This is a genomic window from Caballeronia sp. AZ10_KS36, from assembly GCF_023631105.1.
Lineage (GTDB): Bacteria > Pseudomonadota > Gammaproteobacteria > Burkholderiales > Burkholderiaceae > Caballeronia.
Genome location: NZ_JALQDQ010000033.1, coordinates 1 through 25,843, shown reverse-complemented (window position 1 = coordinate 25,843; position 25,843 = coordinate 1). Strand labels below are relative to the sequence as shown.

The following is a 25,843-nucleotide window of genomic DNA, read 5'->3' as shown; positions in this document are numbered from 1 at the left end:
CCTCCCAAATGAGAACATCATAGCTCCCAGATTAGTACTGTCTCAAATGGGAGTCAAGGAATTTCCATTTGGCAGCAATATGCTGGCGACCCAGACGCCGAATTTATACTTGGGAATCGGTCTTGCTGATCTAGGGTGTACCGTCGAGGAGAACCGCCATGTGCTACGGAGAGCCATACCAGCTGCTTGAACTTGTCCTCGGGAATCGCGACCTACCCAAAAACGACCTCGGGCACACGCCGCTGGACGACTTTCGAGACTTCTGCACCCGCACGCGCTGCAAAGAGGATGAACTCGGGCCGACGGCCTTTGCTTTCGTCAGGGTCGCGTACGTGACCGCCGCTCTGGGCCGCGCCAGCTTCCGACGCGCCGTTGAATGCAATGATCGGCCGCCGCCAGATGCCGCCCACATGGTGCCGGATGAGCTGCTGCAGCTGTTCATCGTTGATGGCGCGCTGCCCAAGAACGATCTGGGGCATACCCCGCTCGACGACTTCGAACACTTCTGTGCGTATAGCGGCTGCAATGAAGGTGACCTGGGTCAACGGGCATTCGCATTCGTCAGACTTGCATATGTGACGGCAAGCTTGGGACATCGAGGGTATAGATGGGCGCCACTCGACGACGAGCTGGCAAAGGCGCGAGCGAACGTCGGCATGCTCCTGCGTGACCATCCGCTGGGAACCACCGCGGACATTGCCGAGTACTGCGTGCTGTACTGGGATGGCGACGAGCTTGCCGGCGCCCACCTTTCCGCCGACCAGCCCGGGACCGTCGACGAACCGTTCGACGCGGATGAAGTGCTTCCCGAGATCGCTGAAGCGGTCGACGACTGGCTGAAGTCGCCAGTCTTCACTTTCCGCCCGTCACTTCTGGAGTGGCTGAAAGATGCGCCGCCGCGCGATTCCGCCGTCTGAAAAAACTGTCTGACCGCACGGCGCCCGTCACTGTGGGTTTCCGCCTGCCCTGATCGCTCTTGCGACGCTCACGGCGAGATTGCCGCAGAACCAAGGATACCCATCAGGGTCCTCGCGTTGCGCTGTCCCTGGTCTTCGAAATTGTTGTTGAACACGACGTGGGTCCGCTCAACGTTCTTTGCGATCCGCTGGATCATCACGGCCAGTTCTGCAAGCTCCTGCTCGGTGTAGTCGTAATTGAACCGCGACGACGCAGAAGTGGCGCCCTGAATGTTCCACGTCTCATGATTGCGGCCGTGCAGCCTGATGAGCGCGAGTCGCGGATTCGTCACTTCCCACACGGCAGGGATCGAGTTGGCCGTCGTGTTGGGCTCGTCGACCACCACGTTGACGAAGCCGCGCTCCCGTTCCATCAGTAGCGTCGATTCGCGCGCCTTGTCCGAGAACCACGATCGGTGCCGGAACTCAGCCGCGAGCGTGTAGCCCTCCATCACATCCGCACAGTGTTCGACGTGAGCCCGGCCATCGGCGTTATTGACGACCCACGGTGCGAACTGGAAATGCACGGCTCCGAGCTTGCCCGCTTTGCGCAGCGGTTCGATCGCTTCAATGTACCGGCGCCACAGTTCACGCAGGATGTCTCCCGGCGTGTCTTTGTAGTACAGGTTTTTCTTATCGCTTGCGGGCAGGGCGGCCTGGATATCCTTGGGCAGCTTGGTCCGGTCCGTCTGATGCCCAGTGAAGAGACGGAACGCCTTGATGTTGAACGTGAAATGCGGCGGTGTGCGCTCGGCCCACAGAACAGCGTTCGAGGCGCTTGGCATTGCGTAGTAGCTCGAGTCCACCTCGACCAGCGGGAACTGGGTCGCGTAGAACCGCAGCCGCGCTTCCGCGCTCGTACAGCCGGGAGGATAAAACCGCTTGCTGGCGATTAACGTCGGGTCCGTCCAGGACGCCGAGCCCACGCTGATGGTCATGGATATTCCCGTCCGTTTCGCATGCGAAAAACATTCTTCGCCTTGGTCTGAGGGTACCAGCCAACGCAGCGGGGAACCAGCCCCCGACATGACCAACCTGCGTCACACCGTGTCAGTGCCGCTGCGAAGATGGTCTCTGCGGAGCATGTCAGTCGCCAGACGACGCGACACCGATACGGCGCTTCGCCAGTTCAGCCAGTACATATTTCCCGAGCAGCTGTGTGTTGATCATCCGGCCACCACTACCAAGCAACTGGATTCCTAGGTCGTACCGGTCATTCGCCAGTCGCAACATCGGATGTGCATCGACCTCCTGATCGGCTTCCGCGTCAAACACCTTCACCGGTCCAGAGGTCCCCGCCCCGCGGTAGCGAGCAATCAAGTATTCCTTCCCGTTCAGCTCGACCAGCCGCTGCTCGATCACGTCCATCGAATCTTGGCTCGCGAACCTGCGCTTCGCCACCGACTCAGCGACGATTTCCCGCTGAAGGAACTGCACGAACGCCTTGAGCGTGTGCCGGGTGTAATCCGAGATCGGCTCAATTTCGGCGAGCGCCTCTCGCCGCAGCAGGTCGCGGATCAGCTCCACGACGGACAGCTGTCCTTCTGGCCCGCCGGTCCAGCGCAGCCACGTCTTACGGTGTGGATGGCGACCGTCGAGCTCCAGGGCGTCGAACTCCGCGCGGAGCAGAGCGCAGCGGCTTCGCCGGGCGGCGTCAGAAACACCACCGTGATGGGCGTCGGCAAGTCGCGGTTGGCTTCGCTGATGCAGGCGAACTGCTCGGCAAGCTGCTGCGCCTGCGCGGCTCCGGCTTTCACCTTGTTTTCGATAACGATGTGATGGGCTTTTTGCTGTGAGTCTCCATCCCCGGTCATTAACTGGATCTCAATGTCAACGATACGCGACACGGGACCGTCGTACTTCTTTTCGAGACCTACTTCAACGCTCAGGAGCGGATGCCCCAGCGCGGCGCTGAAGCGCTCCGGATCGCCGCAGGATCGAGCGACCTCGGTGAGAAAAGCATGCAGGAACGCATGCGAGAAGCCGTGCGGTTTGTTAGGTGCAAGCAGGAACGCCGCGAACGCACTGAGGTTCGTTTCGGTCAACCTGCCGCGCCCCTCGGAGAGGGCGTAGAAGATGTTCATCGGTGTGTGCAGGTGAGTCAGGAGGATTTGAAGCCACGTCGATCGCAGTCCATCAGCAGCGCATTGTGGACCGCAATGGGCATGCTCGACCGCAGCATCGGTTCCAGCGTGGTGAGGCCTCGATCGACAATTTCGGTGGCTCGGGCGATGGTTATGCCCTGCAGGCAGGCCGCGAAAAGCGGCTTGGTCTGCTCGAAGAGTACCCGATCGGTGTCGAGTGCCCCTGCCACGTAGAACTGTCGCTGATCGATCGACAGCTTCGTGTATCCATCGGGCGACACGGCCTGCAGGAGTGGAACGGCCGGCAGTGCCGGTGCTTGGGCGAACGCGCCCGTGGTTAGGCAAGCGACAAGCGCGGCGGCCGTTACGACGGTTTTGCTGTACATGGGGTTTCCTCAAGATGGCTCGTCGCTCTTAACGGCTGTTTGTTGAGGTTCCTTGAGTCGTTTGGCCGCGGCTGGGCGGCCGAAGATCACCTGACGGCACGGTCACTGACGCGGCCACGCTCTTAGCCTAATTCAGCGATCGAAACGAATCGCGAGCGGTTTTCGCATGCGCAATGAATGGCAGTTTCCGTCAGGGGGCGCCGCGCCCTGCGACGTCTAGCTGACCAGCGTGAGCGGCCGAGGCTTACGCGGGTCGACCTGGGTGTCCTGATGCGCGAAAACCGCGAGTCGAATTTCTGCCTCCGTTGGTTTTCTGGTGGACTCGAAACGTATTGTCCGTATCGCGGCGCTCGCCAACGCGGCGTCCCTCGCGGCGTCCCTGTTGCGGTTATGTGTCCGATCGTCCAGTTCGACGACCGCCATGAGTTTCAGCTCGGGGTCGCAAATTGCGAAGTCGACGCGTTTCTGCGAAATTCGGTTGAAGTCGCCGATTCGCTCTTTCGTACGCGAACAAGGTTCTATCAGCGCGGACATGGCCACCTGCGGGAACACGTGCGCGTCCGGCAGCGCCCGGCGCAGCCGATGAAAGAACTCGGTTTCATTCTCGGTGAGGAGCAACCTCGCGCGATACCGTGGGCTCTTTACCTTCGCTTTGTTACCGACGATAAATATCAGGCCGACAAGCAACAGGACGGCGAAAAATGACGCGTTCAGATGCATGGTGTCTGATTGTTTCTCGTTTGATCGCGGACGGCATGAACGTTATCAGCAGAAGTGATCCGCAGTCGAGCGCACGTCGCGTGAAACATGCGTCTATCGGACCCCGAGACGCTGATGTTCGTGCAAAAGGTACGTCAGATAGCTGCGCGTGAGATCACAGAAAAGGCGCGCCTCGCCCTCCGTCAGCTCGTAAGCGTCGCTCAGCACCGCACCGTGTCGCACCCCGCCACCGGACGGCGACGATAAGTACCCGTGCAACTTCTCGATCCATGAAATCGCTTCGCTGAGTACACGTCCTCGGTTGAACCGCTTGAGGTCGCCAATGATCCGGTTGAAGTATTTGCCGGTTACCGTGCCGTCTTCGTGCTCCAGACCCTGGAACGCAGTCGACACGGTTTCGAGCAACCACAGGATCTCCTGTACGGCGAGCCGGTACTTGCCGGTATTCAGCAATCGCTCGGACTCCGAAAGCGAGCGCTGGATGCGGTCGTTCGCCTGCTCGTCCAGTGACGGGACTTTCGCCGGCACCGCAACCGGCACGGCAACGCGTCCCGCGACCAGCCTCGGCGGATCGATCGCGAACCCGCTCGGAGCGAGCGCGTCATTCACGTAGTGCCACGGCGGCAGGCCTGCCTGCGGATGTTTCTTTGCGAAGTCCTGCAGGGCGTCGTACAAGGCCTCGACGAAGAGTGCCGCGTTACCCGCTGCCTGTCTCATATAGGCGAGGAGGTCGCTTACGGCCCAGCTTTCGCTCGAGCTTCGGCCGGCAGACTCGCCGCAGCACGCGGCAAAGCGTGGCTTGAACAGCTCGTAGACATCCTGCCGGCTGCCTTGCGCGGGCAGGCGGGAAATGACCTGAGAGAACACCGCGTCGACGACGTCATCGGGCATCACACCCGGAGACTCGTAGCGCCACGCCTGATCGAACTGCAACATTGCTCAGCCCTCGTTCCTGTCATCGGCGGTCGCCCCTGCCCTCACTGGGCCGGTCCACCAATCTGCGCTGCATTCTGCCCGAAAAGAGGCACCGTGACGCCGCTGTCGAGAAATCCGCACATCTGATAACCGGAGTTATCACGAACGCTGGATTTCCTCGTCAGATTTCACGTGTTCCGCTACACTTCGCTGGAACGTCCGCCGGGCAAGGGTCTGGCGCCGATCCGTCATGCCTTCTCACCGAAACGGTTCTGTGATGACGCCACCGAAGATCGACCCCACCAATCCCGAGGCGCTGCTCAATGAGCTGTTCGACGATGACCGCTGGGTCAAGGACAAGTTTGCCGAACATCTGAGCGGACCGATCCTCGAACTGTGCGAAGCGCTCGCCGGTTGTTTCCGCCTGATGACTGCCGTGAATGAGGCGGCCACCAAAACGGAAACGGTTCGCACTGCGCTTGTCGGGGCATTCGTTTTCGGGGTCCTGGACGACATCATGGTGTCGACGAAACTGCTGCTCACCGGCAAATTGCCGGCCGCCGGTAACCTCATGCGTCAGGTCATTGAAGGGATTGCCATGTCGATCCTTTGCTCAGCGGACAAACCGCTCATCGTGAGGCGCAAAACGAAGAAAGAGTCCGAGATCAAGATGCTGTACTGGGATCGACTCAACGCCGGCGACAAGCTGACCAGAGGCTATCTCGCGGTCGACCAGTTGGCGTGGAATGCCGTGCAACTTGGGGTACTTGCCGTCGCTGTCGAGCGGCTGCGGGAGGCCAAGGACTACTACAACACCTTTAGCCACTGTGGCACCGCCACGATCACGAATCGGGTTTCGCTTGAGGGGATCGGCGTGTTCCATATGGGAGGCCATTTTGACGACGCGAAGGTTGAGGTCTACCGTGCCGAGCTGCAGGGCCGCATCGGTCTGTCCCGCATGCTGCCGTCGTTTATGGAACATCTGCTGAATACGATGACGGTTCCGGCCACTACATCGGCAACGCCAGCCCAAAGGGCCGAGCCGGCATGAAGCCGCTGAAATCAGCCGCTCGCCGGCTAACCCGTCAACACTTCGCGCTGTACCGCGGCTGGCTCGAGGGCGCGGCGATCGAGGGGCTGCACACCGCCTACGGCGAACCGGGGACCGACGTCCGCGTCACGCGGCGCCTCGTCACGACGCTGCGCGACGCCCTTGCCGTCGCCGCGCGGCGTGCGCGCGACATCGAGGCCGCCCACCTGCTACGTCTGAAACCCGGCAGCATTCCGGCCGCGGAACTGCACGGGCGCGACGACACGCCGTCCCTCGACGACTATCGCGCACAGGTCGATCCGGACAGTGTGTACGGCGAGGCCGAGCTGCTGGAGCTATACCGGGTCGACTTTCCCCCGGAAAGGTCGCCCCGCGTCGATCGGAAAATTGCCCGCAATGCGCGCCTGCGCGCTCGCCAGGCAGCGGCGCTGGCCCGCATGGAGAAGGCTCTCGCCGAGGAACCGGCCCCCAGTCACCCGCTGGATGGCTGGTTCGAGCCAGCGCTGGCCGCGCGCCTCAGTGCCGCAGGGCTGTCCACTCTGGACGATCTGCTCGCGCTAATCCGGCGCCGCCGGCATCGCTGGTACGCGGCCGTGCCCCGGCTGGGCCCCAAAGGCGCACAGCGCGTCACTGCATGGCTGTCGTTGCACGCCGCTTCGCTCGGCGAGGAGTTGTCGGTGCTCGCGATCACGCCGCGGCGGCAACTTGCGGCCGGCCACCCGGCGCTCGCGCGGCCACCCCAACTGGGGACGTCGGTCGATGTCGTGCCGCTCGAATCGCTCCGCGTACCGAACGAACTGGACGGCTCGCGCGGCTTGAACCGCGCGCCGTTACCGGCGCACCAGGCTTCGCTCAACACCGATCTTGACGCGATCAACGCGTGGATCTCGATCTGCGGATCGCGCAGCGAGCATACGGCGCGCGCCTACCGGCGCGAAGCCGAGCGCCTGTTGCTGTGGGCTGTGATCGTCAAACGCAAGCCCCTTTCCTCCCTGAACACCCTCGACTGCGGCGAGTACATCAACCAGTTTCTGGCCGATCCGCAGCCGGCGGCCCGCTGGGTCGGCAAGGGCAAGGTCGAGCGGTTCGATCCGGCATGGCGGCCGTTCGCCAAACCGTTGCCGGAGGGCAGTCGGGAGACGGCGCGCAAGCTGCTATCCGCCCTGTGCGGCTGGCTCGTCAGGCAGCAATACCTGCAGGTCAATCCCTTCCACGGCCTGCCCAGGGTCGGCAGCCGCAAGGCGGACCTGGACGCGACCGGCCGCGCACTGACGCACGCGCAATGGCGCTTTGTGCTGCAGACCGTGAGCCGGCCTAACCCGACACCTGCGGAGTTGCGCGACCGGTTCGCGCTGCTCTTCGCCTATGCGACCGGTCTGCGCCGCGCCGAGCTGGTCTCTGCGACCACCGGCGCCCTCTCCCGCAAGGCGTTGGACGGTGCGCTGGAGGACGCCTGGACGCTGAAGGTCCGGGGCAAGGGAAAGCGGGATCGGGTAGTGCCCATGCCGGCGCGGCTGATCGACACGCTTGCTGGCGTGCTGCGCGGGCGCGCCGCACCCTGCACGCTGGAAACGGCCCCGAACGAGACGCCGCTGATCGGCCACCTGACGACGGGGCGGCCACTGACCCCGGATGCCCTCGCCCGGCTATACAAGCGGATTTTCGAACGCGCCGCGCAGCAACTGGAGCGAACGTACCCCGGCGCAGCGGCGGATCTACGACAGGCGAGCACGCATTGGCTTCGCCATACGCACGCCAATCATTCGCTGGACGCCGGCAGCGACCTGCGCGACGTGCAGGCGGGCCTCGGTCATGCCAGTCTTGCAACGACGACGATATACACGAAGGGCGATGCAGCCCGACAATACCGGGCAATAGAGAAGTTCTACGACGCTGGCGTCGACGCGGACGCCACACGCCTCTAGCAAAAACCGCATCAACGCGGTCAAAACCGCCTCTTTTTCGCATGCGAAAAGCGGCCCATCGTTGTCCTCGCCGCGCACCGAGCAACCTTCCGCAACAAATACCTCAAGTAAACCTTCAAGTTTACGGGTTTACCGGCTATTATTCGCCGAAATCGCAAGTCATCGAAGATGGATGATTTCGGCGATTTTCGATGACAACACCAAAAGGTAGGGAACTCATGGCTATCAAAGAACTGTCACCGCCTCGCAAGGCGATCGGTATTGACCAGCTGATCGCGATTGCTGACCGGGCCGAAGCGACGCTCGCGCAACTTCGGGATGACCTTCTTGAGCCGTGGCCCCGCAAGGTCGCGCCCATGCTCACGGCTTCGCGCGTGGCGAAGCTCTGCAAGATCGAGCGCACTCAGATCCAATACCTCTGCACGCGAGGGAACAAGAAGGGCGAGTATCCCACCGGCACACTAACGGGCAACGGCCGCAACCGCGAATTCACGCTCGCCGAAGCCCAGCAATTCGTGCGCTTGGCGGGCCCATACAAGGCGCGACCGGACGGCGCGCAGGGCATCGCCATAGCTGTCGGCAATTTCAAAGGCGGAGTCGGAAAAACCACTAGCGCCGTGGCGATCGCGCAAGGGCTAACGCTTCACGGCCATAAGGTCTTGCTGATCGACCTTGATCCACAGGCCTCCACGACGACGCTGATGGGCTATGTACCCACTCCCGAAGTCACGGAAGAAATGACCGTGATGCCTATGGTATATGAGGAGCAGTCCGACCTCGCCTACTCGATCATTCCGAGCTACTGGGACAACCTTGACCTAATCCCTGCATGCCCCGCCCTGTTTGGCGCCGATTTTTACCTGCCAAACCGTCAATCGAAAGACCCAGACTATCAGTTCTGGCAGGTTCTGGAGCGGGCTATGGGACCGATCCGCGCGAAGTACGACGTGATCGTCATCGACACTCCACCCAGTCTCGCGTACCTAGCGACCAGTTGCTTCATGTCGAGCGATGGTCTCATAGTGCCCCTCCCCCCTGAAACCCTCGACTATGCATCTAGCGCTTCCTTCTTCAGACAGTTTGCTGATCTGTTCAAAACGCTAGCTGATGATCGCTCGGTCGCAAAGGAGTTCGCTTTCATCAACATTTTTCTGTCGAAAGTGAAGCCCCGGGTCGATGCCACTGACATCGTCAGGTCATGGATTCAACAAACGTATCCGGAGTTGCTGGGTCGTGCCGAGATCCAAGACTCCGATGTCGTGAAAAACGCCGCTGCCGAGTTCAAAACCATCTACGACGTACAAGCTCTAGGTGCGTACGCCCGGGCGATTGAATCGTTCGACGCGATGGTTGATGAGATCGAAAGCAACCTGCAGAGCGTCTGGTCCACCCGAGCTCTAGCTACCCAAGCCTCGAAGGAGCGGGCGCATGCCGAGTAAATTTAAGGAGCGGTTGTTAAGCCGGACGGCAGGCGTTGCGGAACGGGCGGAATCGGCAGCGGCTGCACGGCCGTCGGAAAGTCAGGCGCGCAGCGCCACCATGCCTGCCCAACTCAGCGCATTCCGGCTTGAGGCTCGAGGCTACCAAGAGCGAATCCAGCAACTGCAGGAAGAGCTTGAAGCGGCCAAGCGTCACGGCGGCGCCATGAAGGTGCCTTTGTCGGACCTGCACGAAGTGCCGGGGCGTCGGCGGTTCAAGTCGCCAGAAGCCTATGCGGAGTTGCGTGAGAACCTACGGCACAACGCCCTGATCACGCCAGTCGCGATTCGACCGCGGCTAGAAGGCGGTTTCGAGCTTGTATCGGGGCATTGGCGCACGGACGCTTACCGAGAACTAGGCCGCACAGAGATCGATTGTGTGCTCAGTGAGTCGACCGAGACAGAAGCAAGCTTGGGCGCGTTCTACGCTAACTTGCTGCAGTCAGATCTCACGGACTATGAAAAATACCTGGGATTCAAGGACATCCAGCAACGCTTCGAGGGTATTACACAAGCAAAGATGGCGGAGCAGGCTGGAGTAGGCGAGGCGGCGATATCTCGACTGATGGCGTATAGCGACCTGCCCGCCGAGGTGCTAGCGATGCTGGATGAAAAGCCGGGGCTGTTTGGCGCCACGTCAGGGACAGCTTTGGCACGTCTTGTTCGGACCGGCAGATCCGCGCAGGTTATCGCTGCGGTTCAGCGTTTGGCCGACAAACAGTTTGATGAAACGCAGGCCGTGAAATTTGCCAGCACGGACCCGGCGAAGGAAAAGCCCCGCCCGATACCGACAGCGTTCAAAGTGAAAGCGGGCCGGTCGACGTATTGCGATGTACGGCAGGCCAAAAACGTCGTGCGATTAGAGTTCCAGTCGGAAGAAGAAGCCAAGGCGATGCAAGGGGCTCTTAAAGAAGTGTTGGAGCGACGAGCTGCGAAAGCGCAAACGGAATCATCGCCCGACGCGGGGAAATAATCTTTTATTTTCAAAGACTTCCAAGTTGGAATCGCATCTGAAACGCTTCTGACGGAGCGTCATAACAGGAGAATCGCCTTGAAATAGGTCCCGAAAAAACAAAAGCCTTCGGCGTCGGAACCGAAGGCTTTTGAGTTTGGGCTTGCTGTCGCGCGCCCTACCGCTCACTTCCCCGACGGCTAATCGGGCAAGGGATCAACACCACGAAGTGTAGCGGAATGCGATCGACAGTCAAGCATCCATCAATCCATTTTTGAAATGGACGCTGGACATGTCTATCGCGCAACCCTTGGTTGCTGGCGAGGGTCAAACACACCACGACTCAGCCAACCTGTCAATCTCCGCACTCGACTCTGCCGCATTGGTGGAGTTTGGCTGCGACACCACGAATCTGACCTGGATAACGTTCCGGGCCGCATTCCGCGCGTCACACATCGACGCCCTGCCCGCGCGTGCGCGTGCCGTTCTCGCCGCGCTCGCCAGGACCGTTCTCTCGACCCGTCCTTACGCTGCAATCTATGCGAGGCGCGAGCTCCTTACAGGCCGTGCCATGCAGTCCATGCGGACGTTCTACCGCAGCTTGGACGATCTGGAGACTGCGGGACTCATCCGACGTTCTGCGCAGAAACGGTACGAGGCCGACGGCATCTACGGTCGCGCCTATCTCTATCTGACGGAGAAAGCGGCCGTGTTGCTTGGATTTGTTACCCCCGCGACGCCCGTAGCCGCCAGCAAGCAAGCAGACGGTTCCAGCGATCAGGAGCAGTCGGCAAAAGCGCTTGGGCAGCCGTCTGCCACGGTGGCAGACGGCTCTATATATAAAGATGTTTACCCAACCTCTTTTCAAAAGAGACAACCAGGGGCCCTGCCTCAGGACCTCGAACGCCTCACTTCGCTGGGCTTTAATAGATTTTTCGTTTTCAAGCTGATGGCCGAAGCCAGAGACAACGGCAAGCGGCTATCGGACGTTGTGGAGAGCTGCTGGAACTCGCTCAAAAAGGCCGTCGCACCTATCGCCTACCTTCGATCGCTGCTGCGCCGGCCACTCGACTTTTCGTACCAGGCACGCCAACGCCAAGCCGATAACGACAAAAAGACCCATGCGGACAACGAGCGGGCAGACCTGATGCAAACCCTCGATGCCGCGGCCGGTCAGGTTTTCATCGATCCGGCCACAGGTCTGCTGATCGAGATCGGCGAACGCGGTACGGACGCCCTCGTTCGGTATCCGCAAGAATCGAGGCCGCGTTCAGTCGTCGGCAGCTGGATGCTCGACATCGCGCGCGGCATCAAGGCCGGCCAGATCCAACTCAAAGGACACTCAACCCAGTCCCCCGCACGGACCGACAGTCGGCTTCCATGCGAACAAGCCGCTCAAAGAAGCGAGGAGGGCAGCGACGCGATCACGTCGAGGACGCACGTGATGCAGATGCGCGAGGTGCTGAAGAGCCGCCGTCGCGCTTTGTCAGCGCACTAGGCCGAGCCGTGCGCGTTCAGGCACCCTTTGCGGCGAGCTGCGCCACTGCCAGCGACGGGTCGACGTCGCACGCGCGACACCAGTCGAGGTAAAAGAGCGTGTCAACATAGCGCTCCCCGCGCTCGATCTTGGACACGCGCGACTGGTCGACTTTCAAGCGCTCCGCCAATTCGGCCTGGGTGAGCCCCGAGGCGAGCCGAAGATCCCGCAGATGCGCGAGTAGCAAGCCATATCGGGGATGATGGACGGTGATTGAGCGGGTGTTGTGCGGGAGCATGGACGAATGCTCCCTGCAAAGAGAGAATAGGCCATTTTGGCCTATTTGAACTATCATCGCCTACTGGGGCATCAGGGATGCATCAGCCGGCTGCGTTGTTCGTCACCAGGTTTTTCGCGCGGTTGATCAGACTCGTGTCGAAGGTCACAGCTTGTCGCAAGCCGTCGCCAAAGTTAGTGAAGACGTCAGCTGAAGTGGAATTCATGCGGCCCATCACCCCAGCCTGAATGAACAACAGGCCGAGCAGGCAGAGAACGAAGCGGATCATGCTGAGGGTGTCCCCAAGTGCATTCCAGCCTCAAGCGGCAATGGCGGGGGCACATACGTGCCGCAGCGCACCTTCTCCCTGAGCCGGGAATCTGTCGACCAACGACAGCCGGTGACATCGCAAGCCGTTCAGCGATCTCGGGTCGCGACAGGCCCATATCGAGCAACGCAGCGATTCGTTTCTGATCCCCCGTGACACCGCTGATCGCAGAATTTCGCATGCGAAATTTAATCACCATTGAGACTGATTAACTTACGCGCCGCGCATCGATCGCGCGTGACGCATTCAATCCGGGATGTGCGCTGACCTGTTTGGCACCCTCGGGCCGCGCCAATTCTACCGAACCCAAGCCGTCCAGGCCAGGCGTCGATAACAATGTTTGTCCTTGTCCCTTGACCGTCAACATATCTAATAATATGATCAAAACACATCGCAGCCGGCGGGGTGGGTAACCGGCAATCACCAACAAGAATTGGAGAATTTCCATGAAGAACGCTGTGCAGTCCCGACTCTTTGCTCTTCTTTCCGATCTCATCCCAAACCTGGGCGGGAAGGAAAGCAGAACCCACTTTGCCCCGTCGAGAATCCCGGGAGATATGGCAGTCCATTGCACTATCGACGCGGCGGAAGACGGACATCTTGAGGTGGAAATCGCGCATGACCAAACGAACGCGCGAGGTGAAGCACAGTCGTGGATCTGTTTCGACGTGGATATTGCGAGCGGGACGGCGCGCGTCACGAGCTTTCAGGAAGGCTGTCACTACAGCCTCGCGAGTCCCCAGAGCGATGCGCGGGCCGCACGTGTTAACCTTTACGCTGCAAACTGGCTGGCAGTGTTTCACACGCTGGGCCGCGTGTTTCAGCCAGTTGACTGCCTCGTGCTCGCTTGAGGCCAAACAATGAAGATAATCGGAATCTGCAACGGAAAAGGCGGGGTCGGAAAGACCACTACCGCCAGACACCTGATCTATTCAGCGATCGACCGCGGCTTGCGCACGCTCGCAGTCGATCTCGATCCCCAGGGAAACCTGAGCAAATCACTGCTCTTCCAACAATTGGTCGCGCAATCGCAAGCACCTACAGGCACCGTTGCGCTCAGTTGGCAGCATATGGGCCTGCCAGAGATCGACCCTCAGGCTAGTGCGCATCTGCTTTATCAGGACGAGGTTGCATCGCGCCCGATGCCAATTATTCCGAATGTCTGGCTAATTGGTGCAACGCCAGAACTCGCGGACGTTCTGACATGGCCGCTCGACAGTGCATTCACTGCGCGCAACAGCTTGCAGCGAATGAGCCGCGATTACGACCTATGCGTGATCGATACGCCACCCACCATGAGCAATCTTGTGGTCGGCGGATTGATCTGCTCGCAGTACATGTTGATGCCGACAGATCTCAACATCGATAGCATGGACGGGCTGCTTGAGACCTCACTGAAGGTCGACCTTGTCCGTAGAGAATGGAATCCCGAACTCGAATTACTCGGCGTGCTCCTGAATAAAGTAAACCCGCGGCGTGCCGATGACCTATCAATGCGGACCACAGTGCGCAATGCCTTCGAGGGTGCGGTACTCGAGGCGGAACTACAGGACCGAGCAGGCGTTCGCCTGACTAGTTTCCACCCCGTGTGGAAGCATCAACGAGGAGACAGCGACAGACGAGCCGCAAAAGAAATGCGCGCACTCTGCGACTCAATCTTCGAGAAAGTCGGCCTGTAAAAAACAAACAGCAATAGAGGTTACGCATGCACCCAAATGGTGGAAAGCTCTCATCACTGTCGATGCTAACGCGCGCCGCAACGGCAAGCGCACGCGCTGCAGAAATCGAGAAGGAAACCGGCGCCTTCACGAAGACAATCCAGATCGCGAAAATACGGGTCAAACCGCAAGTGCGACATGACTTTTCCGACATCGCCGATTTTGCAGTTCGCTTGCAAGTCGTTGGCCACGTACACACGCCCATACTCGTGCGTGAAATCAAAGGCGCTGACGGGTTCGAATTGATTGCCGGCGAGCGTCGCGTGCGCGGCAGTACGCAGAATGGCTGGACGGAAATTCCTGCCAAGATCTTTCCGGCCGATACACCTGATCTCAAGATCCGCATGTATCAGGTATCGGAGAATGTTGATCGAAAAGGGCTGTCACTGAAAGAAACGTCCATTGGCCTCGCGGCAGACGTTGAGCGATTTGGTCGTGAAGAGGCCAGCCGAATCTGGACAGCACCCAACGGCAAGCAGCGCAGCGCCTCATGGATTTCGAAGCATCTGCGCTTCCAGAAATACGGCCCGATCACGCGCGAATTGTTCGATGCCAACCAGTTCGACGACATCGAGGCCGCAAACAAGATGGCGGACATCGAGGAAATCAGCACCGACGCCGCGGCCGAGCTGGCAGCGGAGATCCGCGCTGAATTGAGAGTCGGACGCAAGATCGGCCGGCTCACGCTCGACGCTCGATTGAACGCGCTGAGGCAACAAGCAGCTGTACCGTCCGACACGCCGAATGCTCAGCAGCTAACGTCTCAGGTCGGAGCCGAGCGCGAAGATGACGCGCCCCCGACGATTGCGCGAGACGTGGACCCAGTCAGTGTCAGGGAGCCGCATGCAGCTGCAGCCGCCGATATGACGGGCGCCGCGTCGTTGCGTCCCGCGTCGTCAAGCACAGGGGCGGAGGACCGCGGGAATGATTCGGCGCCGCGCACGAATACTCCCTCGCGTGTCAAGCATGAAAGGGCATCGAGCGCCGATCCCAAGAAAAGTGTTGTATGGCGAGTAGAGGAAATCTACGAAACTGGAACCGGCTCGATTGAGCGGGTGAGATCGCTGCAGGCCGATCTCACGGCCGCCGGAGTAGGGGCCGAGGACCGCGAGTGGCGTCTCTGGGTTGCCTTCGTCGACATCGCGGCCTCAGCTTTGGTTGGCATGGAATCAGAAACCGCGAGTAGAATATTGAACAGGTTCAGTGCTGAATTAAATTCGAGGGGACCACTCGAGCTGCTGAACAGGCTGCATCCGACCCGCAAGACCGGCGTTTTGCCAGATGACTTCAGGTACGATACCGACCGCGAAATTCATCCTCTGGCGCCAGGCGACTGGACGCTGTAACGCAACGGGACGGGGCTGGCAGGCTTCTAAACGTTGCCTGTCAACCTTTCTGGATAGCAACCTTGGCAACTTTCCGTCTAACGGCAAAAAATTTTTCAGCACTTGACTCCGCCATGCGCGAGCAGGCAAGCGAGTACGGCACACGATCCTTCTCCGAGCAGAGTCGTGACATTGCCCGCGCTGTCATTGTGGATGGGCGAGCCGCAGTCGAAGTCGCGAAGGAATTTAACGTGACGCGGCAGCGGGTCAACCAGCTCGTGACGCGCTACTACCAGGCATTGTTAGGCTCGAACGTGCAGGAGGACGTCGTACTGTGGCTGAAGCACGGCTTCGAGGTGCCGAGCACAGCCATTGAACCGCTTGAAGAGTTTTTTTTCAAAGCTCGACGTTCTAAAGACACGAAGAAAGTCCAGTCGGCTATTGCGGCCCTAATAAAGACTTTGGGGGCGCAAGTTAGCAAGCTGGAGTAGAAAAACGGGGTTAGCAGGAGAGAATGAGTACAGTCGAACAAGACCGCAGTTACTCACTGCGAGGGCCAGCAGTACCGGGGCGCGGCAGAATGGCCAAAGCGCCGCTCCATGATGTCAACATCGTCCTGACGCGTGATACGCCTCCAGCTGTTCAGGATGCGGAACCGCTCGACGAGGGAGACGTCGACCACGAGCAGCTAGAGCTCTTTTCGGGCGAACAACTTCCGGACTCCTGGAAGCCGCGTGAGGACCTTCACTCCCTCGAATTCCCTCTCTTTTCACTGCAGAAGGGGAAAGACACACGTGTGCGGATCTATCGCAACGGCGATCAGATCGTCCGCATCATCCCTAGCGTCGTCGGTGCAGCGAACATCTTCGACAAGGACCTTCTTGTGTACGCCGCCACGTTGATCTGCAAGGCGGCCGATGCGAACAAGCGCGTTTCGCGTCGCATCCGCTTCAAGGTCCGCGATTTCTTGAACTATACGCGCCGCAGCACAGGCGGCGCATCCTACACCCGCATCATCGACAGCTGTCGCCGCCTCAAGGGGACGATCGTCGAAACGAATTTCGACACGGCGAGACAGGGCGCAAACGAAGAGGGCATTCACGAGACGCTGCAAGGATACGGGCTCATCGAGGAATACAAGGTGATTTCGTACACCGCGAACAAGCAGGGTGCACTCGAGGTTGAACTGATCCTGTCTGAATGGACCTTCGACTCGCTGCTGAATCGCCGCGTGCTAACGATTCACCCCGGTTACTTTGGACTGGGGCAGGGGCTTGAGCGCCGGCTATATGATCTCGCGAAAAAACACTGCGGTGACAAGCTCTGGTTCAAGATCGGCCTCGACAAGCTGCACGCAAAATCTGGCTCCGCACAGGCCCTGAAGTATTTTCGGCGCGATCTGGTTGAAGCCATCAAGGCGGATACGCTTCCGGAGTTTCACATTGCGCTCGACGACGACAAAGCAATGGTGGTCTTCTTCCGTTGCGATCGCGACAACCGCCGGCAGGACGAGCAACTGGTCGCCAGCATTCATCGTGAGCTGCTATCGAAGAAACAGCAGAAGTGGTATTACGCGCTCCGCCGCTGGGATTCGGCGGCGCACGGCGAGGCTCAATACCCGCTGCTTCCCGCGTAACACGGGATGACCTCCGACCATTGGAAAGTGTATGAACTCGTCACCGCTTCAGCTGGTTGAGATCCACGACACGGACGATGACCACGAAGTCGGCGGCCAAGACCTGCCGTACCTGGTGACCGCCGTCTACCGCGGCGAATATCAGTCTGCGGCCGCCCTGATCCAGGCAGACAAAGCCCTCAACGCTTTCAACATCCAGCCTGCGGAATCGCGGGTCAAGCTGCCCGGGCACGTCGAGTTCTGCACGTTCGAATACCGGGATATCTACCGCTTCTTTGGCGTGCCCCGGCCCATGTCGCCTGAACGCGAGCTGGCGGGTCGCTACTGGCAGAGCACTTACGCGCGGACGGTCGGCGAGCTGCGCGCAGCCCTTGCTGACCTGCCCGATGACTTCCCCCTGATCCACACGGGCCACGACGATCGCCGCGAGGCCACGAATCGCCTCGGCGTCCACGTCACGACAAACACCTGGGAATGGACCGCTCCAGAGCCAGCTGAGTACGGCCGCTACGCAGGCTGGGCGATGAGAGTCGGGCAGCTGGCCAACGACGACTGGAATCAGGTCGTGAGCGGCACCTGGAAGGACAAGCGTTACAACGACATTGAGTAGCGTTGAGCGAAGGCACCCCGCCGGTATCCCGTCGGCACCGATGCTTTCCTTTTTTGCTGTCCGGCACTCCCCACCGATTCGCTTTGGACTATGCTGTTGAGCAGGGCGCCGGCCGTTCTGCTGACAGAGGACGTCCGGCGTCTGCAAATCTGCGTAGCCCCTTCGGTGAGGCTAGACATGAAGAGAACTCCCCGCATTGCCAGCTATCAAGGCTGGACGATAGACGCCGCCCCGGTGATTCTCGCGCAACATAGGCTATTTCAGTCATGTGCCGTGATTAGGCGAGACAACGGGGAAAGATTTGTGTTTGTCGACCTTGGGAACCGCGTATATCGATGGCAGGCGCACGACCGCGGAATCGAATGGGCCAAGCACTGGATCGACAACAATTACACTTATCGTGCCGCGCGGCGCTCAGAGTAGCGAGCACCGCTTGATCTGCCGCGGGACATCTGTCGGGGCTGTTAATTCGCCGCCCGCCCGCCGGGCGATTCAACAGCCGCAGGCTTGCAAAACGAACGTCTATCGCGCCACTGCCGATTGGTCGATCGGAGTGAGAAACCGCAACAAAACCACGACCAATGGCACGGAACGCCGCGTCCATCGGACCACCGCGCACGAACGTCTATCAGACCACCGCCAAGCGATATTCCGGTCCGTCCGATGTGTCTATCGGGCCACCGTCTCTCGCGTCTATCGCGCACTTCATCTGAGATAGCAAACGCTTGCGGGGAAAGCCTTGGGGCGGAATTCATTCAAAAGGCATAGACCCAAAGCCCTGCTTTTTCATGGGTCTAGCGCGCGTCTTTGCGCCACCGGCGGGCATTTTGTGGATAACTTGGGTGCGCCGGCGTCTATCAGACCACCCGATGTGTCTATCGGACCACCACCGAGGTGTCGATCGCACCACCGCTCGGGCGTCTATCAGGCCACGTGATCGGGCGCAGATCGTTACGGGACAAGGCGCTCGGAAACCGTAAACGCGCGCGCGGTTAACGATTTTTTTTAACTTTGGTTTTAACTGCGAATGGGAAAGGCCCCACCCTCAGTGAGGGGGGGCTCAAGAGCCCCCGCGGCCGGGTTCGCCGGCTAAAGCCGGCCCCACCCACCCGGCCCCACCCCCCAAGAAGCATATCGTGGCCCCTTCGGGGCACAGATGACAACACAACCAAACCAGCTGACCGCTAAAGACACCGCGCGGCAGGCACTAAGGGCTGCACCGCGCCTACGGCACGCTGCACCCCTAAGTGCGCGATAAAAGATTTACGGGGCGGTTACACCACCCCGTAAATCAACGCGCTCGTGTGCTCGCCATCTGCCGTGATGGTCGGTTGGTTTATCAGCGTCTACACCGAGCTGGCAGAGAAGGGGGGGTCCCTCGGCGGAAGACAGCGATGCTGGCTTGCGTATGGGCCGCCTAACCGCCTGCCGGCAGCCCGGTAGGGGTAGGGGATCGCTCGAGTCTCCGAGCGGCGCTACGGAGCCTCCGCAATTCCGCGCTCGGAAGCAATCCGACGCTGTTCTGGCCAGATGGTATTTCGCGGGATGGCCTTGGGCCGCCTGAGCCTGGACGTCGAGCTGCTGGTCGACGCCGGTCCAAAAAGCCAAAAGCCCGCTTGCGCGGGCCTTCGACTGCCTTTTCGGGAGGAAAACAACTTGGTTGGTGCCCTGAGGAGCAGGGCAGAGATATTAAACCGCAAAAGCCGCGCGCTACGCAACCGTTGTTTAATAATACTCAGTGCAGTAAGTGATCATAATTACACCACGCGCCGCGAGACGCGTGGTGCGTTCGACGCACTGTCAGTATACTCCGCGGCCTGGGCGTTGCTCACGCACGCATGTTCCTTACGCTGCCTTGCCCCATTCGCGGACGTTGTCGCGGTCCTGCTGCTGCGTCGCTTCCTGTCCTTCTCGCGCCTATCGTTGGCCTCGGGACAGGGCGCACGGGAGCGTCCACAGCGCGGATCTGAACCGCTCGCCGTCAGGTACTCAACTCGCTTCCGACCGGCCTGGCTGACCAGTGAGCTGCACTGCGCACGCTATCCAGCCCAGGTGGTGCGCGCTGCTGACGCGAGATCTCCTGTTCCGATCCAGCCGTCGTCCGGCGGACTGGCCAGCCAGTCCCCCACGCCGCACGCCGGTTTCCCGGCAGCACGCAGGTCTTCGTCCTGCGTTTCCACACCGACGAAATGTCGCTCCGCGGCGCTATCGCTTGCTACGCGAGAGGGCGCTCGCCGCGCGGCGTCCTGCCTCGTACGTGAGCTGCTGCTGCCGACACCTACCGTTCCCCTGGTTCGCCGTCCAGTTCCCGCGACCTTAGCTCAGGCCTTTGCCGCGTCAAGGCGCGCGGGGCCGTGTCAGTCGCTGCGCTCCATCCCGCACCCACCCCGCGCTTGATCCCTTGACGCGTCGCCGGCCCTCGCACGAATCGTCGCGGGACGACGAACTCAGGGGAACGGCGGCAGCTGCGAAGCGCAGCCCGCCAACTCGGCAGAACAACCCTACGCCGGGACTCGGAATCTAGGGGCCCGGCGGACGATATTCACGCGGATGGAGCAAGAGCCATGCAGAAGCAGACGATTGAAATGTTCACCCTCCATGAAGTGCGTCCGACGCTCGATCAGCGCGTGCACCGGGCGTTGACCGCGCTGCGCAAACTGTTCAATGAGCAACGCATGGTTGTGTGTCAGTTCAGCGCTGGGAAGGACAGTAGCGTCGTCGCCGCATTGACGCTGGAAGCGGCTCGGCAACATGCTGCAGATGGTGGAGCGCCTATGGTCTGCGTAGTGACCGTAGACACGCGCGTTGAGTCGCCAGAGATGGTCGCGCTCGCTCAGCTTGAACTGGAGAAGATGCGCGACTATGGACGCACTCATGGTTTTCAGGTCCACGCGCAGACGGTCATGCCGTCGCTCTCCGCATCGTGGCAGGTCGCGATCCTCAGCGGTCGCGCCTTGCCCAGCTATGCCGGGACAAATTCCGATTGCTCAGTATCGCTGAAGATCGAACCGTCGCGCGTGTTTCGCAACCAGCTATATCGCTCGGCGGCGTCGCAGGGCTATGCCGAGCCGGTCGTGTGTCTCGGAAGCCGCTTCGCGGAAAGCGACAAGCGCAAGGCCGGAATGCAAGCACGCGGCGATCGCGCGGATACGCCTGCGCGCAATGCCGACGGCGAGCTGACGCTCTGCCCGATCGCCGACTGGAGCACCGAAGACGTTTGGGAATGGATCGGTGAAGTGACATCCGGCCTGCGCACCGCCTACACAGACTTTCAGGAGACTACCCGCGTTTACGCGCACGCCGGCAACAGTAGTTGCGCGATTGTCTCCGAGCTGACGTTCGAAGAGGCCACCGCTGGCAAGCGTAAGCGACGTGGACAGTGTGACGCGCGTACGGGCTGCTGGGTGTGCCAGCAGGCCGAGGATCGTTCGCTCGAGGAGATGATCAACTTCGACGAAGAACGGTACGCGTACGCGCGCGGACTGAACCGCCTCAACAAGTTCATCAGGGCGATCCGTTACGACTGGTCGCGTCGCAACTGGGTCGGCCGCACGATTCACGAGGGCTTCGTGTGCATTGAACCCGATACCTTTAATGCTGCAACTGTTCGGGAACTGGTTCGCTACATGATGACGATTGACCGCGACGAGCAGCGCCGTGCATCGAGCGCCGGCACGAAGCCGAAGTTTCAGACGTTGCCACTCAGCACGATGATCGCCGTCGACGCGATGCAGTCGTTGCAGGGCCTTGCCGTGCCGTTCGCGATCTGGGCGGACTACCGCGACATCTACCTGCACGGCGTGAGTTACGACGTACCGGATGTCGAGCCGCTTCCCCCTAAGGGCATGCCCGAACCCATGTTTCTGCACGTCGGAAAGGACTGGGATGACAACGCCGACCAGTGGACCGGTTTCCGCGATGCCCTTTACGAGTCACTGACGGCAGATTCGCCGTGTGCGCCGGAGATCCTGCACTTCAGCGACGGGCGCAGTACGTGGAAGGTGCCTACCGGACAGCGCCTGGAGGTGGACGAAGAATCCGCCGAGCTGATCCTTGAGTTCGAGCTTGATCGTCTGCTGGAAATGCACGATCGCGGCTTCTTCCCGGGCGGCATCACAGCCGGATATCGCTGGTATCTCAACTATGGCGTGCTCAGCCTTTCACACGGCCAGCAACGCGAGCACGACGAGATCGCGCGCCGGACCGATTTCAAGGACCGTATGGGCCTCAACCTCAACTATGACATCGAGTCGCTGTTAGGCCGTGCTGTCAGGTACGGCGATATGCCGGAAAGCGCGCGCGCAGCGTGGTCGCACAAGGCGACGACGTCGGGCGCGCAGATGTCAATCGACTTTGACCTTGCGGCCTGACCGTTGGGCGCGCGGTGGCGGATTACCAAAAAGAAGGAAGCTATCATGACCAGTGCTACTCAAGACCTCGTGATCCTGGCGTGTTCCGCAACGAAGCTGCCGTATGCAGCGCGGGCACTCGATCTCTATCAGGGTGTGATGTATGGCACGTTTCGCGCGAACGTGCGCAGAGACGCTCATCCTCATGTTGTGATCCTTTCGGCCCTTCACGGCTTCATTCGTTCGGACGCGGTTATCGAGCCGTACGAACAGCGCCTGACATCGGAACGTGCAGACCACATGTTGCGCCATCTTGACGACTTCCTGCCAGCGCAGTCGCCACAAGGCATCACCAAGGTACTGCTCGCCGGCGGCGCCGAGTATCGCCGCGTGATGCGCGCGGCAGTTCCGCGGCTCGTCGAACGCGGATGCATCACGGCGCAGGCCTCCGTAACCGAGACATCGGGTGGCATCGGCTACCAGCGGCAGCAGCTGGGCGAATTCCTACGTGCGTGCCCGCCGGCGCAAGATGTGGTTGGCCAGCATCAGAACGGCACGCCGCTTTACCGATCACTTGGTGGCTTCAACGTCGACCAGTCGGTAGACGTGGTCTACGCCAGCCGTCCGGACCTGCCGGCGAGGCCTGCGGTCATCGAGCAACTGTTCCACGGTCCTGCTGGGCCGACCGCGTGCGTACTGATGCTTGACGCGAAAGACATCGACCGCGCGCGAACCTGGGTTGGCCTGCGGGACATCAAGCCCGGCAACTCCCTCTTCTGATGTACACGCCGATCCAGGATAGGTCGGTGGCACGCCAGTCAGCCGTCGTCCGGCGGACTGGCCAGCCAGTCCCCCACGCCGCACGCCGGTTTCCCGGCAGCACGCAGGTCTTCGTCCTGCGTTTCCACACCGACGAAATGTCGCTCCGCGGCGCTATCGCTTGCTACGCGAGAGGGCGCTCGCCGCGCGGCGTCCTGCCTCGTGCGTGAGCTGCTGCTGCCGACACCTACCGTTCCCCTGGTTCGCCGTCCAGTTCCCGCGACCTTAGCTCAGGCCTTTGCCGCGTCAAGGCGCGCGGGGCCGTGTCAGTCGCTGCGCTCCATCCCGCACCCACCCCGCGCTTGATCCCTTGACGCGTCGCCAGCCCTCGCACGAATCGTCGCGGGACGACGAACTCAGGGGAACGGCGGCAGCTGCGAAGCGCAGCCCGCCAACTCGGCAGAACAACTTTTACGCCGGGACTCCGAATCTAGGGTTCCGGTCAGCACTCACTTCAAGGAGCCTTTCATGACAGCAGCCGTCATTGCCATCGAAGCGCCGAATCGCGCGCAGAACCCGTCACAACGGGCCAAGACAACGATTAAGGAAGCTACCCGCCTGATGCTCGCGGATATACCCGTCATGCGTCAGGGCGAGTTGATCTTCGCGCTCGAAGCGCTCATGACCCCGACTGAGCGTGGACGGCACTTTTTCGACGTTCGCGAAGCGATCAATGAACTGATCGACGCGGGCGACCTGTGTGTGTTTCAGGTAACCACATCGACTGGCGCGGCGGTTCGGCTGGTGGCGATGTCGGGTTCGCAGCTTCAGCGCATTGCGTGACTATGGAGACCCGCCATGAAAAGCGTCAAAGTGAAACGCGACATCAAGCAGGAAGTGACGGACCGCATCGTCAAGGCGATAGAAGACGGCCGAATGTCTCCGGCAAATCTCTGGGCGCGCAATGCCGCTGGAGGCCTGCCGGTCAACTATGGTACGAAGACGCCATACAGCGGGGCGAACGTGCTGCTGCTCTGGCTCGAGGCGCATGATCGCGGCTTTCAGCGAAACGAGTGGATGACGTATAAGCAGGCGCAGGCGATCGGAGCACAGGTACGTCGCGGCGCCAAGGGATGTCCGCTCGTGCGCTTCAATCAGGTCGAGCGCGTTGACCAGGAGACGGGCGAGGTCGAGTTTTTTCCCGCGCCGACGGGCTTCACTGTCTTTAACGTAGAGGAAATCGACGGCATAGCGCCTGCTGCCGTGTACGACCCGTTTGATCCGATCGACGCAGCCGAGCAAATCATTTCGAGATCCGGGGCGTGCGTCAGGGAGACAGGGGACCGGGCGTTCTACCGGGCGAGCACCGACGAATGCTTTCTGCCGCAGAGGACGCGCTTCAAGACGGCCGCCAACTTCTACCACGTTGCGCTTCACGAACTGAGCCACTGGACCGGCCATCCTTCGCGGCTCGCTCGCGAGTTCGGCGCGCGCTTTGGCGACGAAGCGTATGCATTCGAGGAACTGGTGGCCGAACTGGGCGCTGCATTCTGCCTTGCCCGTATCGGGCTCGATCAGGGGCAACTGGAGTATCACGCGTCGTATCTCGATTCATGGTTGCGTGTCCTGAAGCGAGATCGCAATGCAATCTTCACCGCTGCAGGGCATGCCGCAAGGGTATTTTCACTGCTCATGGCGAAAGCCGGCATCAGTGAAGCGGTCGGTACGACGCAGCAACTGGCCGCGTAAGGGGAGGGCGATGTGAAAAAGCGCAGACAGCCGAAGATCTACGCGACGCTTCGCAAGCGATATACCACTGAGGCGTTGGTAGGTCTGAGATTCGTACGCCACGGTGGAAATATGGTGCGCTTCGGTGCGTGCCGTGTCCAGCTGGCGATAGCGACGAGCCTGGACGGCCAATGGTGGCGGGTCACCCCACTCGTGCGCCACTGGCGCTAACTTCTTTTGTTACCTTCAATCACGCCATGAAAAAGCCACGGATGAAGCTGCAGCCGCAACAACTGTCGTTCTTTCAATTTTGCGAACTTGCGCGGATCGAACCATTGACGAATCACGGCCGGGCTGCCGAGGTGTTCTTCCACGGCGCAAGCCTGCGCTTCGTCGACGCCATCGGGATCGCCGGTCTCATGCAGGCCCACAAGCGCGAGGTCAACAACGCCCTGTACGCACGGTCAGGCGACGCGCCCGAGTTCATGTCCGATCGCGCACTGCCGGCGGCCGTCGCGCTTGCCGAGTATCCGGATATGCGTATCAAATTTCCCCACGCCTCGCAGCTCGTCGACGCGGCCGGGACGTCGGCAACGCCTGAAATAGGTCCTGCATCCCAGTTGCGCGCCGTTGCGACGCCGGCGCTGCTCGCCGAACTCCATATGCGGGGCGCACTTACGTCGCTGCATCACGCGGTCGGCGCAGTGTACGACCACCTCGAGCGCGCAGGACATCTTGACGCGGGCAGCCCGCTGTTGGCATATCGCATGTTTCGCTTGAGACGGTTCGAGGCTGAGCTCTCGGGCGCCCCGGGAGCCGAAGCAATCGCCCGCCGATGGGAAGATCGTGTTGGTTCGCTCGAAGTGGGTGCGCGATAGACGCAGGTCCTGAATACCACCCGCGGCCGCCAAACTCTGTCGTCGTGGCGGCCGACGACGGCGCTTCGCACCGCGCGAACGCTGTCCAGCCGGACCGCAAGCGGCCCGGTTTCCCCACGAACTCCGGCGCGCTATCGCTTGCGCGGATCTTCAACCCGACGAAGTGTCGCTCCGCGGCGCTATCGCTTGCTACGCGAGAGGGCGCTCGCCGCGCGGCGTCCTGCCTCGTGCGTGAGCTGCTGCTGCCGACACCCACCGTTCCCCTGGTTCGCCGTCCAGTTCCCGCGACCT

Annotated in this window: 25 protein-coding genes; 17 read left to right on the top strand and 8 right to left on the bottom strand. The window is 60.9% G+C overall.

What is annotated here, in order from left to right; genetic code table 11:
- Nucleotides 1–158: 158 nt before the first annotated feature.
- Nucleotides 159–917, top strand: a complete 759-nt coding sequence (locus NCR35_RS19820) for a hypothetical protein (RefSeq protein ID WP_033536809.1) — start codon at nucleotides 159–161, stop codon at nucleotides 915–917.
- Nucleotides 918–985: 68 nt separating this feature from the next.
- Here NCR35_RS19820 and NCR35_RS19815 read toward each other — a convergent pair whose 3' ends face one another.
- The 6 genes from NCR35_RS19815 to NCR35_RS19790 form a co-directional block, all read right to left on the bottom strand.
- Complete coding sequence (locus tag NCR35_RS19815) at nucleotides 986–1,894, bottom strand: DUF72 domain-containing protein (RefSeq protein ID WP_033536810.1); 909 nt, start codon at nucleotides 1,892–1,894, stop codon at nucleotides 986–988.
- A 148-nt stretch (nucleotides 1,895–2,042) separates the two neighbouring features.
- Nucleotides 2,043–2,483, bottom strand: coding sequence for a hypothetical protein (locus NCR35_RS19810; protein ID WP_033536811.1), 441 nt, complete (start codon nucleotides 2,481–2,483; stop codon nucleotides 2,043–2,045).
- Complete coding sequence (locus NCR35_RS19805; protein ID WP_033536812.1) at nucleotides 2,474–3,040, bottom strand: PD-(D/E)XK nuclease family protein; 567 nt, start codon at nucleotides 3,038–3,040, stop codon at nucleotides 2,474–2,476. Before NCR35_RS19805 ends, NCR35_RS19810 begins: the two co-directional genes overlap by 10 nt.
- Nucleotides 3,041–3,057: 17 nt before the next feature.
- Nucleotides 3,058–3,426 carry a hypothetical protein gene (locus NCR35_RS19800; RefSeq protein ID WP_033536813.1) on the bottom strand — a complete coding sequence of 123 codons (369 nt, stop codon included), beginning with the start codon at nucleotides 3,424–3,426 and terminating at the stop codon, nucleotides 3,058–3,060.
- Nucleotides 3,427–3,642: 216 nt separating this feature from the next.
- Complete coding sequence (locus NCR35_RS19795) at nucleotides 3,643–4,146, bottom strand: DUF2726 domain-containing protein (protein ID WP_051996591.1); 504 nt, start codon at nucleotides 4,144–4,146, stop codon at nucleotides 3,643–3,645.
- A gap of 93 nt (nucleotides 4,147–4,239) precedes the next feature.
- Complete coding sequence (locus tag NCR35_RS19790) at nucleotides 4,240–5,082, bottom strand: type 2 periplasmic-binding domain-containing protein (protein WP_033536814.1); 843 nt, start codon at nucleotides 5,080–5,082, stop codon at nucleotides 4,240–4,242.
- 256 nt (nucleotides 5,083–5,338) lie between these two features.
- Between NCR35_RS19790 and NCR35_RS19785 the strand changes: the two genes are divergently transcribed.
- From NCR35_RS19785 to NCR35_RS19765, 5 genes are all read left to right on the top strand, one after another.
- On the top strand, nucleotides 5,339–6,112 hold the full coding sequence (locus tag NCR35_RS19785) for a hypothetical protein (protein WP_051996589.1): 774 nt from the start codon (nucleotides 5,339–5,341) through the stop codon (nucleotides 6,110–6,112).
- Entirely contained in the window at nucleotides 6,109–8,037 is a 1,929-nt protein-coding gene (locus NCR35_RS19780) for a site-specific integrase (RefSeq protein ID WP_033536815.1), read from the top strand. Before NCR35_RS19785 ends, NCR35_RS19780 begins: the two co-directional genes overlap by 4 nt.
- Nucleotides 8,038–8,255: 218 nt before the next feature.
- Entirely contained in the window at nucleotides 8,256–9,476 is a 1,221-nt protein-coding gene (locus NCR35_RS19775; RefSeq protein WP_033536816.1) for a ParA family protein, read from the top strand.
- Nucleotides 9,466–10,488, top strand: a complete 1,023-nt coding sequence (locus NCR35_RS19770; RefSeq protein WP_033536817.1) for a ParB/RepB/Spo0J family partition protein — start codon at nucleotides 9,466–9,468, stop codon at nucleotides 10,486–10,488. The genes NCR35_RS19775 and NCR35_RS19770 overlap by 11 nt, the downstream gene beginning before the upstream one ends.
- Before the next feature lie 271 nt (nucleotides 10,489–10,759).
- Entirely contained in the window at nucleotides 10,760–11,965 is a 1,206-nt protein-coding gene (locus tag NCR35_RS19765) for a hypothetical protein (RefSeq protein ID WP_033536818.1), read from the top strand.
- A 16-nt stretch (nucleotides 11,966–11,981) separates the two neighbouring features.
- On the opposite strand, the gene NCR35_RS19760 is transcribed toward NCR35_RS19765, so the two are convergent.
- Together NCR35_RS19760 and NCR35_RS19755 are read right to left on the bottom strand one after the other, a co-directional pair.
- Nucleotides 11,982–12,242 carry a helix-turn-helix domain-containing protein gene (locus tag NCR35_RS19760; protein WP_033536819.1) on the bottom strand — a complete coding sequence of 87 codons (261 nt, stop codon included), beginning with the start codon at nucleotides 12,240–12,242 and terminating at the stop codon, nucleotides 11,982–11,984.
- A gap of 82 nt (nucleotides 12,243–12,324) precedes the next feature.
- On the bottom strand, nucleotides 12,325–12,510 hold the full coding sequence (locus NCR35_RS19755) for a hypothetical protein (protein ID WP_033536820.1): 186 nt from the start codon (nucleotides 12,508–12,510) through the stop codon (nucleotides 12,325–12,327).
- A gap of 485 nt (nucleotides 12,511–12,995) precedes the next feature.
- Between NCR35_RS19755 and NCR35_RS19750 the strand changes: the two genes are divergently transcribed.
- From NCR35_RS19750 to NCR35_RS19700, 11 genes are all read left to right on the top strand, one after another.
- The gene (locus tag NCR35_RS19750) at nucleotides 12,996–13,400 is read left to right on the top strand and encodes a hypothetical protein (protein ID WP_034472871.1); all 405 of its coding nucleotides are present in this window, start codon (nucleotides 12,996–12,998) and stop codon (nucleotides 13,398–13,400) included.
- Nucleotides 13,401–13,409: 9 nt separating this feature from the next.
- On the top strand, nucleotides 13,410–14,228 hold the full coding sequence (locus NCR35_RS19745; RefSeq protein WP_033536822.1) for a ParA family protein: 819 nt from the start codon (nucleotides 13,410–13,412) through the stop codon (nucleotides 14,226–14,228).
- Between the two features lie 26 nt (nucleotides 14,229–14,254).
- Nucleotides 14,255–15,613 carry a ParB/RepB/Spo0J family partition protein gene (locus tag NCR35_RS19740; RefSeq protein ID WP_033536823.1) on the top strand — a complete coding sequence of 453 codons (1,359 nt, stop codon included), beginning with the start codon at nucleotides 14,255–14,257 and terminating at the stop codon, nucleotides 15,611–15,613.
- A gap of 62 nt (nucleotides 15,614–15,675) precedes the next feature.
- Nucleotides 15,676–16,083 (top strand): TrfB-related DNA-binding protein, encoded by a 408-nt coding sequence (locus NCR35_RS19735; RefSeq protein ID WP_033536824.1) that lies wholly within the window; start codon nucleotides 15,676–15,678, stop codon nucleotides 16,081–16,083.
- Between the two features lie 89 nt (nucleotides 16,084–16,172).
- Nucleotides 16,173–17,228 carry a replication initiator protein A gene (locus NCR35_RS19730; RefSeq protein WP_233392144.1) on the top strand — a complete coding sequence of 352 codons (1,056 nt, stop codon included), beginning with the start codon at nucleotides 16,173–16,175 and terminating at the stop codon, nucleotides 17,226–17,228.
- 31 nt (nucleotides 17,229–17,259) lie between these two features.
- Nucleotides 17,260–17,838, top strand: coding sequence for a DUF6225 family protein (locus NCR35_RS19725; protein ID WP_033536825.1), 579 nt, complete (start codon nucleotides 17,260–17,262; stop codon nucleotides 17,836–17,838).
- Nucleotides 17,839–20,402: 2,564 nt separating this feature from the next.
- Complete coding sequence (locus NCR35_RS19720) at nucleotides 20,403–22,208, top strand: phosphoadenosine phosphosulfate reductase domain-containing protein (RefSeq protein ID WP_033537043.1); 1,806 nt, start codon at nucleotides 20,403–20,405, stop codon at nucleotides 22,206–22,208.
- Nucleotides 22,209–22,253: 45 nt separating this feature from the next.
- Entirely contained in the window at nucleotides 22,254–22,967 is a 714-nt protein-coding gene (locus NCR35_RS19715; protein ID WP_174447745.1) for a DUF6884 domain-containing protein, read from the top strand.
- A 507-nt stretch (nucleotides 22,968–23,474) separates the two neighbouring features.
- The gene (locus NCR35_RS19710) at nucleotides 23,475–23,789 is read left to right on the top strand and encodes a hypothetical protein (RefSeq protein WP_033536442.1); all 315 of its coding nucleotides are present in this window, start codon (nucleotides 23,475–23,477) and stop codon (nucleotides 23,787–23,789) included.
- Between the two features lie 15 nt (nucleotides 23,790–23,804).
- Entirely contained in the window at nucleotides 23,805–24,695 is an 891-nt protein-coding gene (locus NCR35_RS19705; RefSeq protein WP_051996586.1) for an ArdC family protein, read from the top strand.
- Between the two features lie 236 nt (nucleotides 24,696–24,931).
- Nucleotides 24,932–25,552 carry a hypothetical protein gene (locus NCR35_RS19700; RefSeq protein ID WP_250535770.1) on the top strand — a complete coding sequence of 207 codons (621 nt, stop codon included), beginning with the start codon at nucleotides 24,932–24,934 and terminating at the stop codon, nucleotides 25,550–25,552.
- Nucleotides 25,553–25,843 lie beyond the last annotated feature (291 nt).

Bases quoted from the DNA above. Each gene is read 5' to 3' on its own strand.
- NCR35_RS19790 (WP_033536814.1), bottom strand. From the start codon at position 5,082: ATGTTGCAGTTCGATCAGGCGTGGCGCTACGAGTCTCCGGGTGTGATG.
- NCR35_RS19795 (WP_051996591.1), bottom strand. From the start codon at position 4,146: ATGCATCTGAACGCGTCATTTTTCGCCGTCCTGTTGCTTGTCGGCCTG.
- NCR35_RS19710 (WP_033536442.1), top strand. From the start codon at position 23,475: ATGACAGCAGCCGTCATTGCCATCGAAGCGCCGAATCGCGCGCAGAAC.
- NCR35_RS19770 (WP_033536817.1), top strand. From the start codon at position 9,466: ATGCCGAGTAAATTTAAGGAGCGGTTGTTAAGCCGGACGGCAGGCGTT.
- NCR35_RS19705 (WP_051996586.1), top strand. From the start codon at position 23,805: ATGAAAAGCGTCAAAGTGAAACGCGACATCAAGCAGGAAGTGACGGAC.
- NCR35_RS19775 (WP_033536816.1), top strand. From the start codon at position 8,256: ATGGCTATCAAAGAACTGTCACCGCCTCGCAAGGCGATCGGTATTGAC.
- NCR35_RS19745 (WP_033536822.1), top strand. From the start codon at position 13,410: ATGAAGATAATCGGAATCTGCAACGGAAAAGGCGGGGTCGGAAAGACC.
- NCR35_RS19760 (WP_033536819.1), bottom strand. From the start codon at position 12,242: ATGCTCCCGCACAACACCCGCTCAATCACCGTCCATCATCCCCGATAT.
- NCR35_RS19730 (WP_233392144.1), top strand. From the start codon at position 16,173: ATGGCCAAAGCGCCGCTCCATGATGTCAACATCGTCCTGACGCGTGAT.
- NCR35_RS19800 (WP_033536813.1), bottom strand. From the start codon at position 3,426: ATGTACAGCAAAACCGTCGTAACGGCCGCCGCGCTTGTCGCTTGCCTA.
- NCR35_RS19720 (WP_033537043.1), top strand. From the start codon at position 20,403: ATGCAGAAGCAGACGATTGAAATGTTCACCCTCCATGAAGTGCGTCCG.
- NCR35_RS19755 (WP_033536820.1), bottom strand. From the start codon at position 12,510: ATGATCCGCTTCGTTCTCTGCCTGCTCGGCCTGTTGTTCATTCAGGCT.
- NCR35_RS19815 (WP_033536810.1), bottom strand. From the start codon at position 1,894: ATGACCATCAGCGTGGGCTCGGCGTCCTGGACGGACCCGACGTTAATC.
- NCR35_RS19805 (WP_033536812.1), bottom strand. From the start codon at position 3,040: ATGAACATCTTCTACGCCCTCTCCGAGGGGCGCGGCAGGTTGACCGAA.
- NCR35_RS19820 (WP_033536809.1), top strand. From the start codon at position 159: ATGTGCTACGGAGAGCCATACCAGCTGCTTGAACTTGTCCTCGGGAAT.
- NCR35_RS19750 (WP_034472871.1), top strand. From the start codon at position 12,996: ATGAAGAACGCTGTGCAGTCCCGACTCTTTGCTCTTCTTTCCGATCTC.
- NCR35_RS19740 (WP_033536823.1), top strand. From the start codon at position 14,255: ATGCACCCAAATGGTGGAAAGCTCTCATCACTGTCGATGCTAACGCGC.
- NCR35_RS19785 (WP_051996589.1), top strand. From the start codon at position 5,339: ATGACGCCACCGAAGATCGACCCCACCAATCCCGAGGCGCTGCTCAAT.
- NCR35_RS19700 (WP_250535770.1), top strand. From the start codon at position 24,932: ATGAAAAAGCCACGGATGAAGCTGCAGCCGCAACAACTGTCGTTCTTT.
- NCR35_RS19715 (WP_174447745.1), top strand. From the start codon at position 22,254: ATGACCAGTGCTACTCAAGACCTCGTGATCCTGGCGTGTTCCGCAACG.
- NCR35_RS19725 (WP_033536825.1), top strand. From the start codon at position 17,260: ATGAACTCGTCACCGCTTCAGCTGGTTGAGATCCACGACACGGACGAT.
- NCR35_RS19780 (WP_033536815.1), top strand. From the start codon at position 6,109: ATGAAGCCGCTGAAATCAGCCGCTCGCCGGCTAACCCGTCAACACTTC.
- NCR35_RS19765 (WP_033536818.1), top strand. From the start codon at position 10,760: ATGTCTATCGCGCAACCCTTGGTTGCTGGCGAGGGTCAAACACACCAC.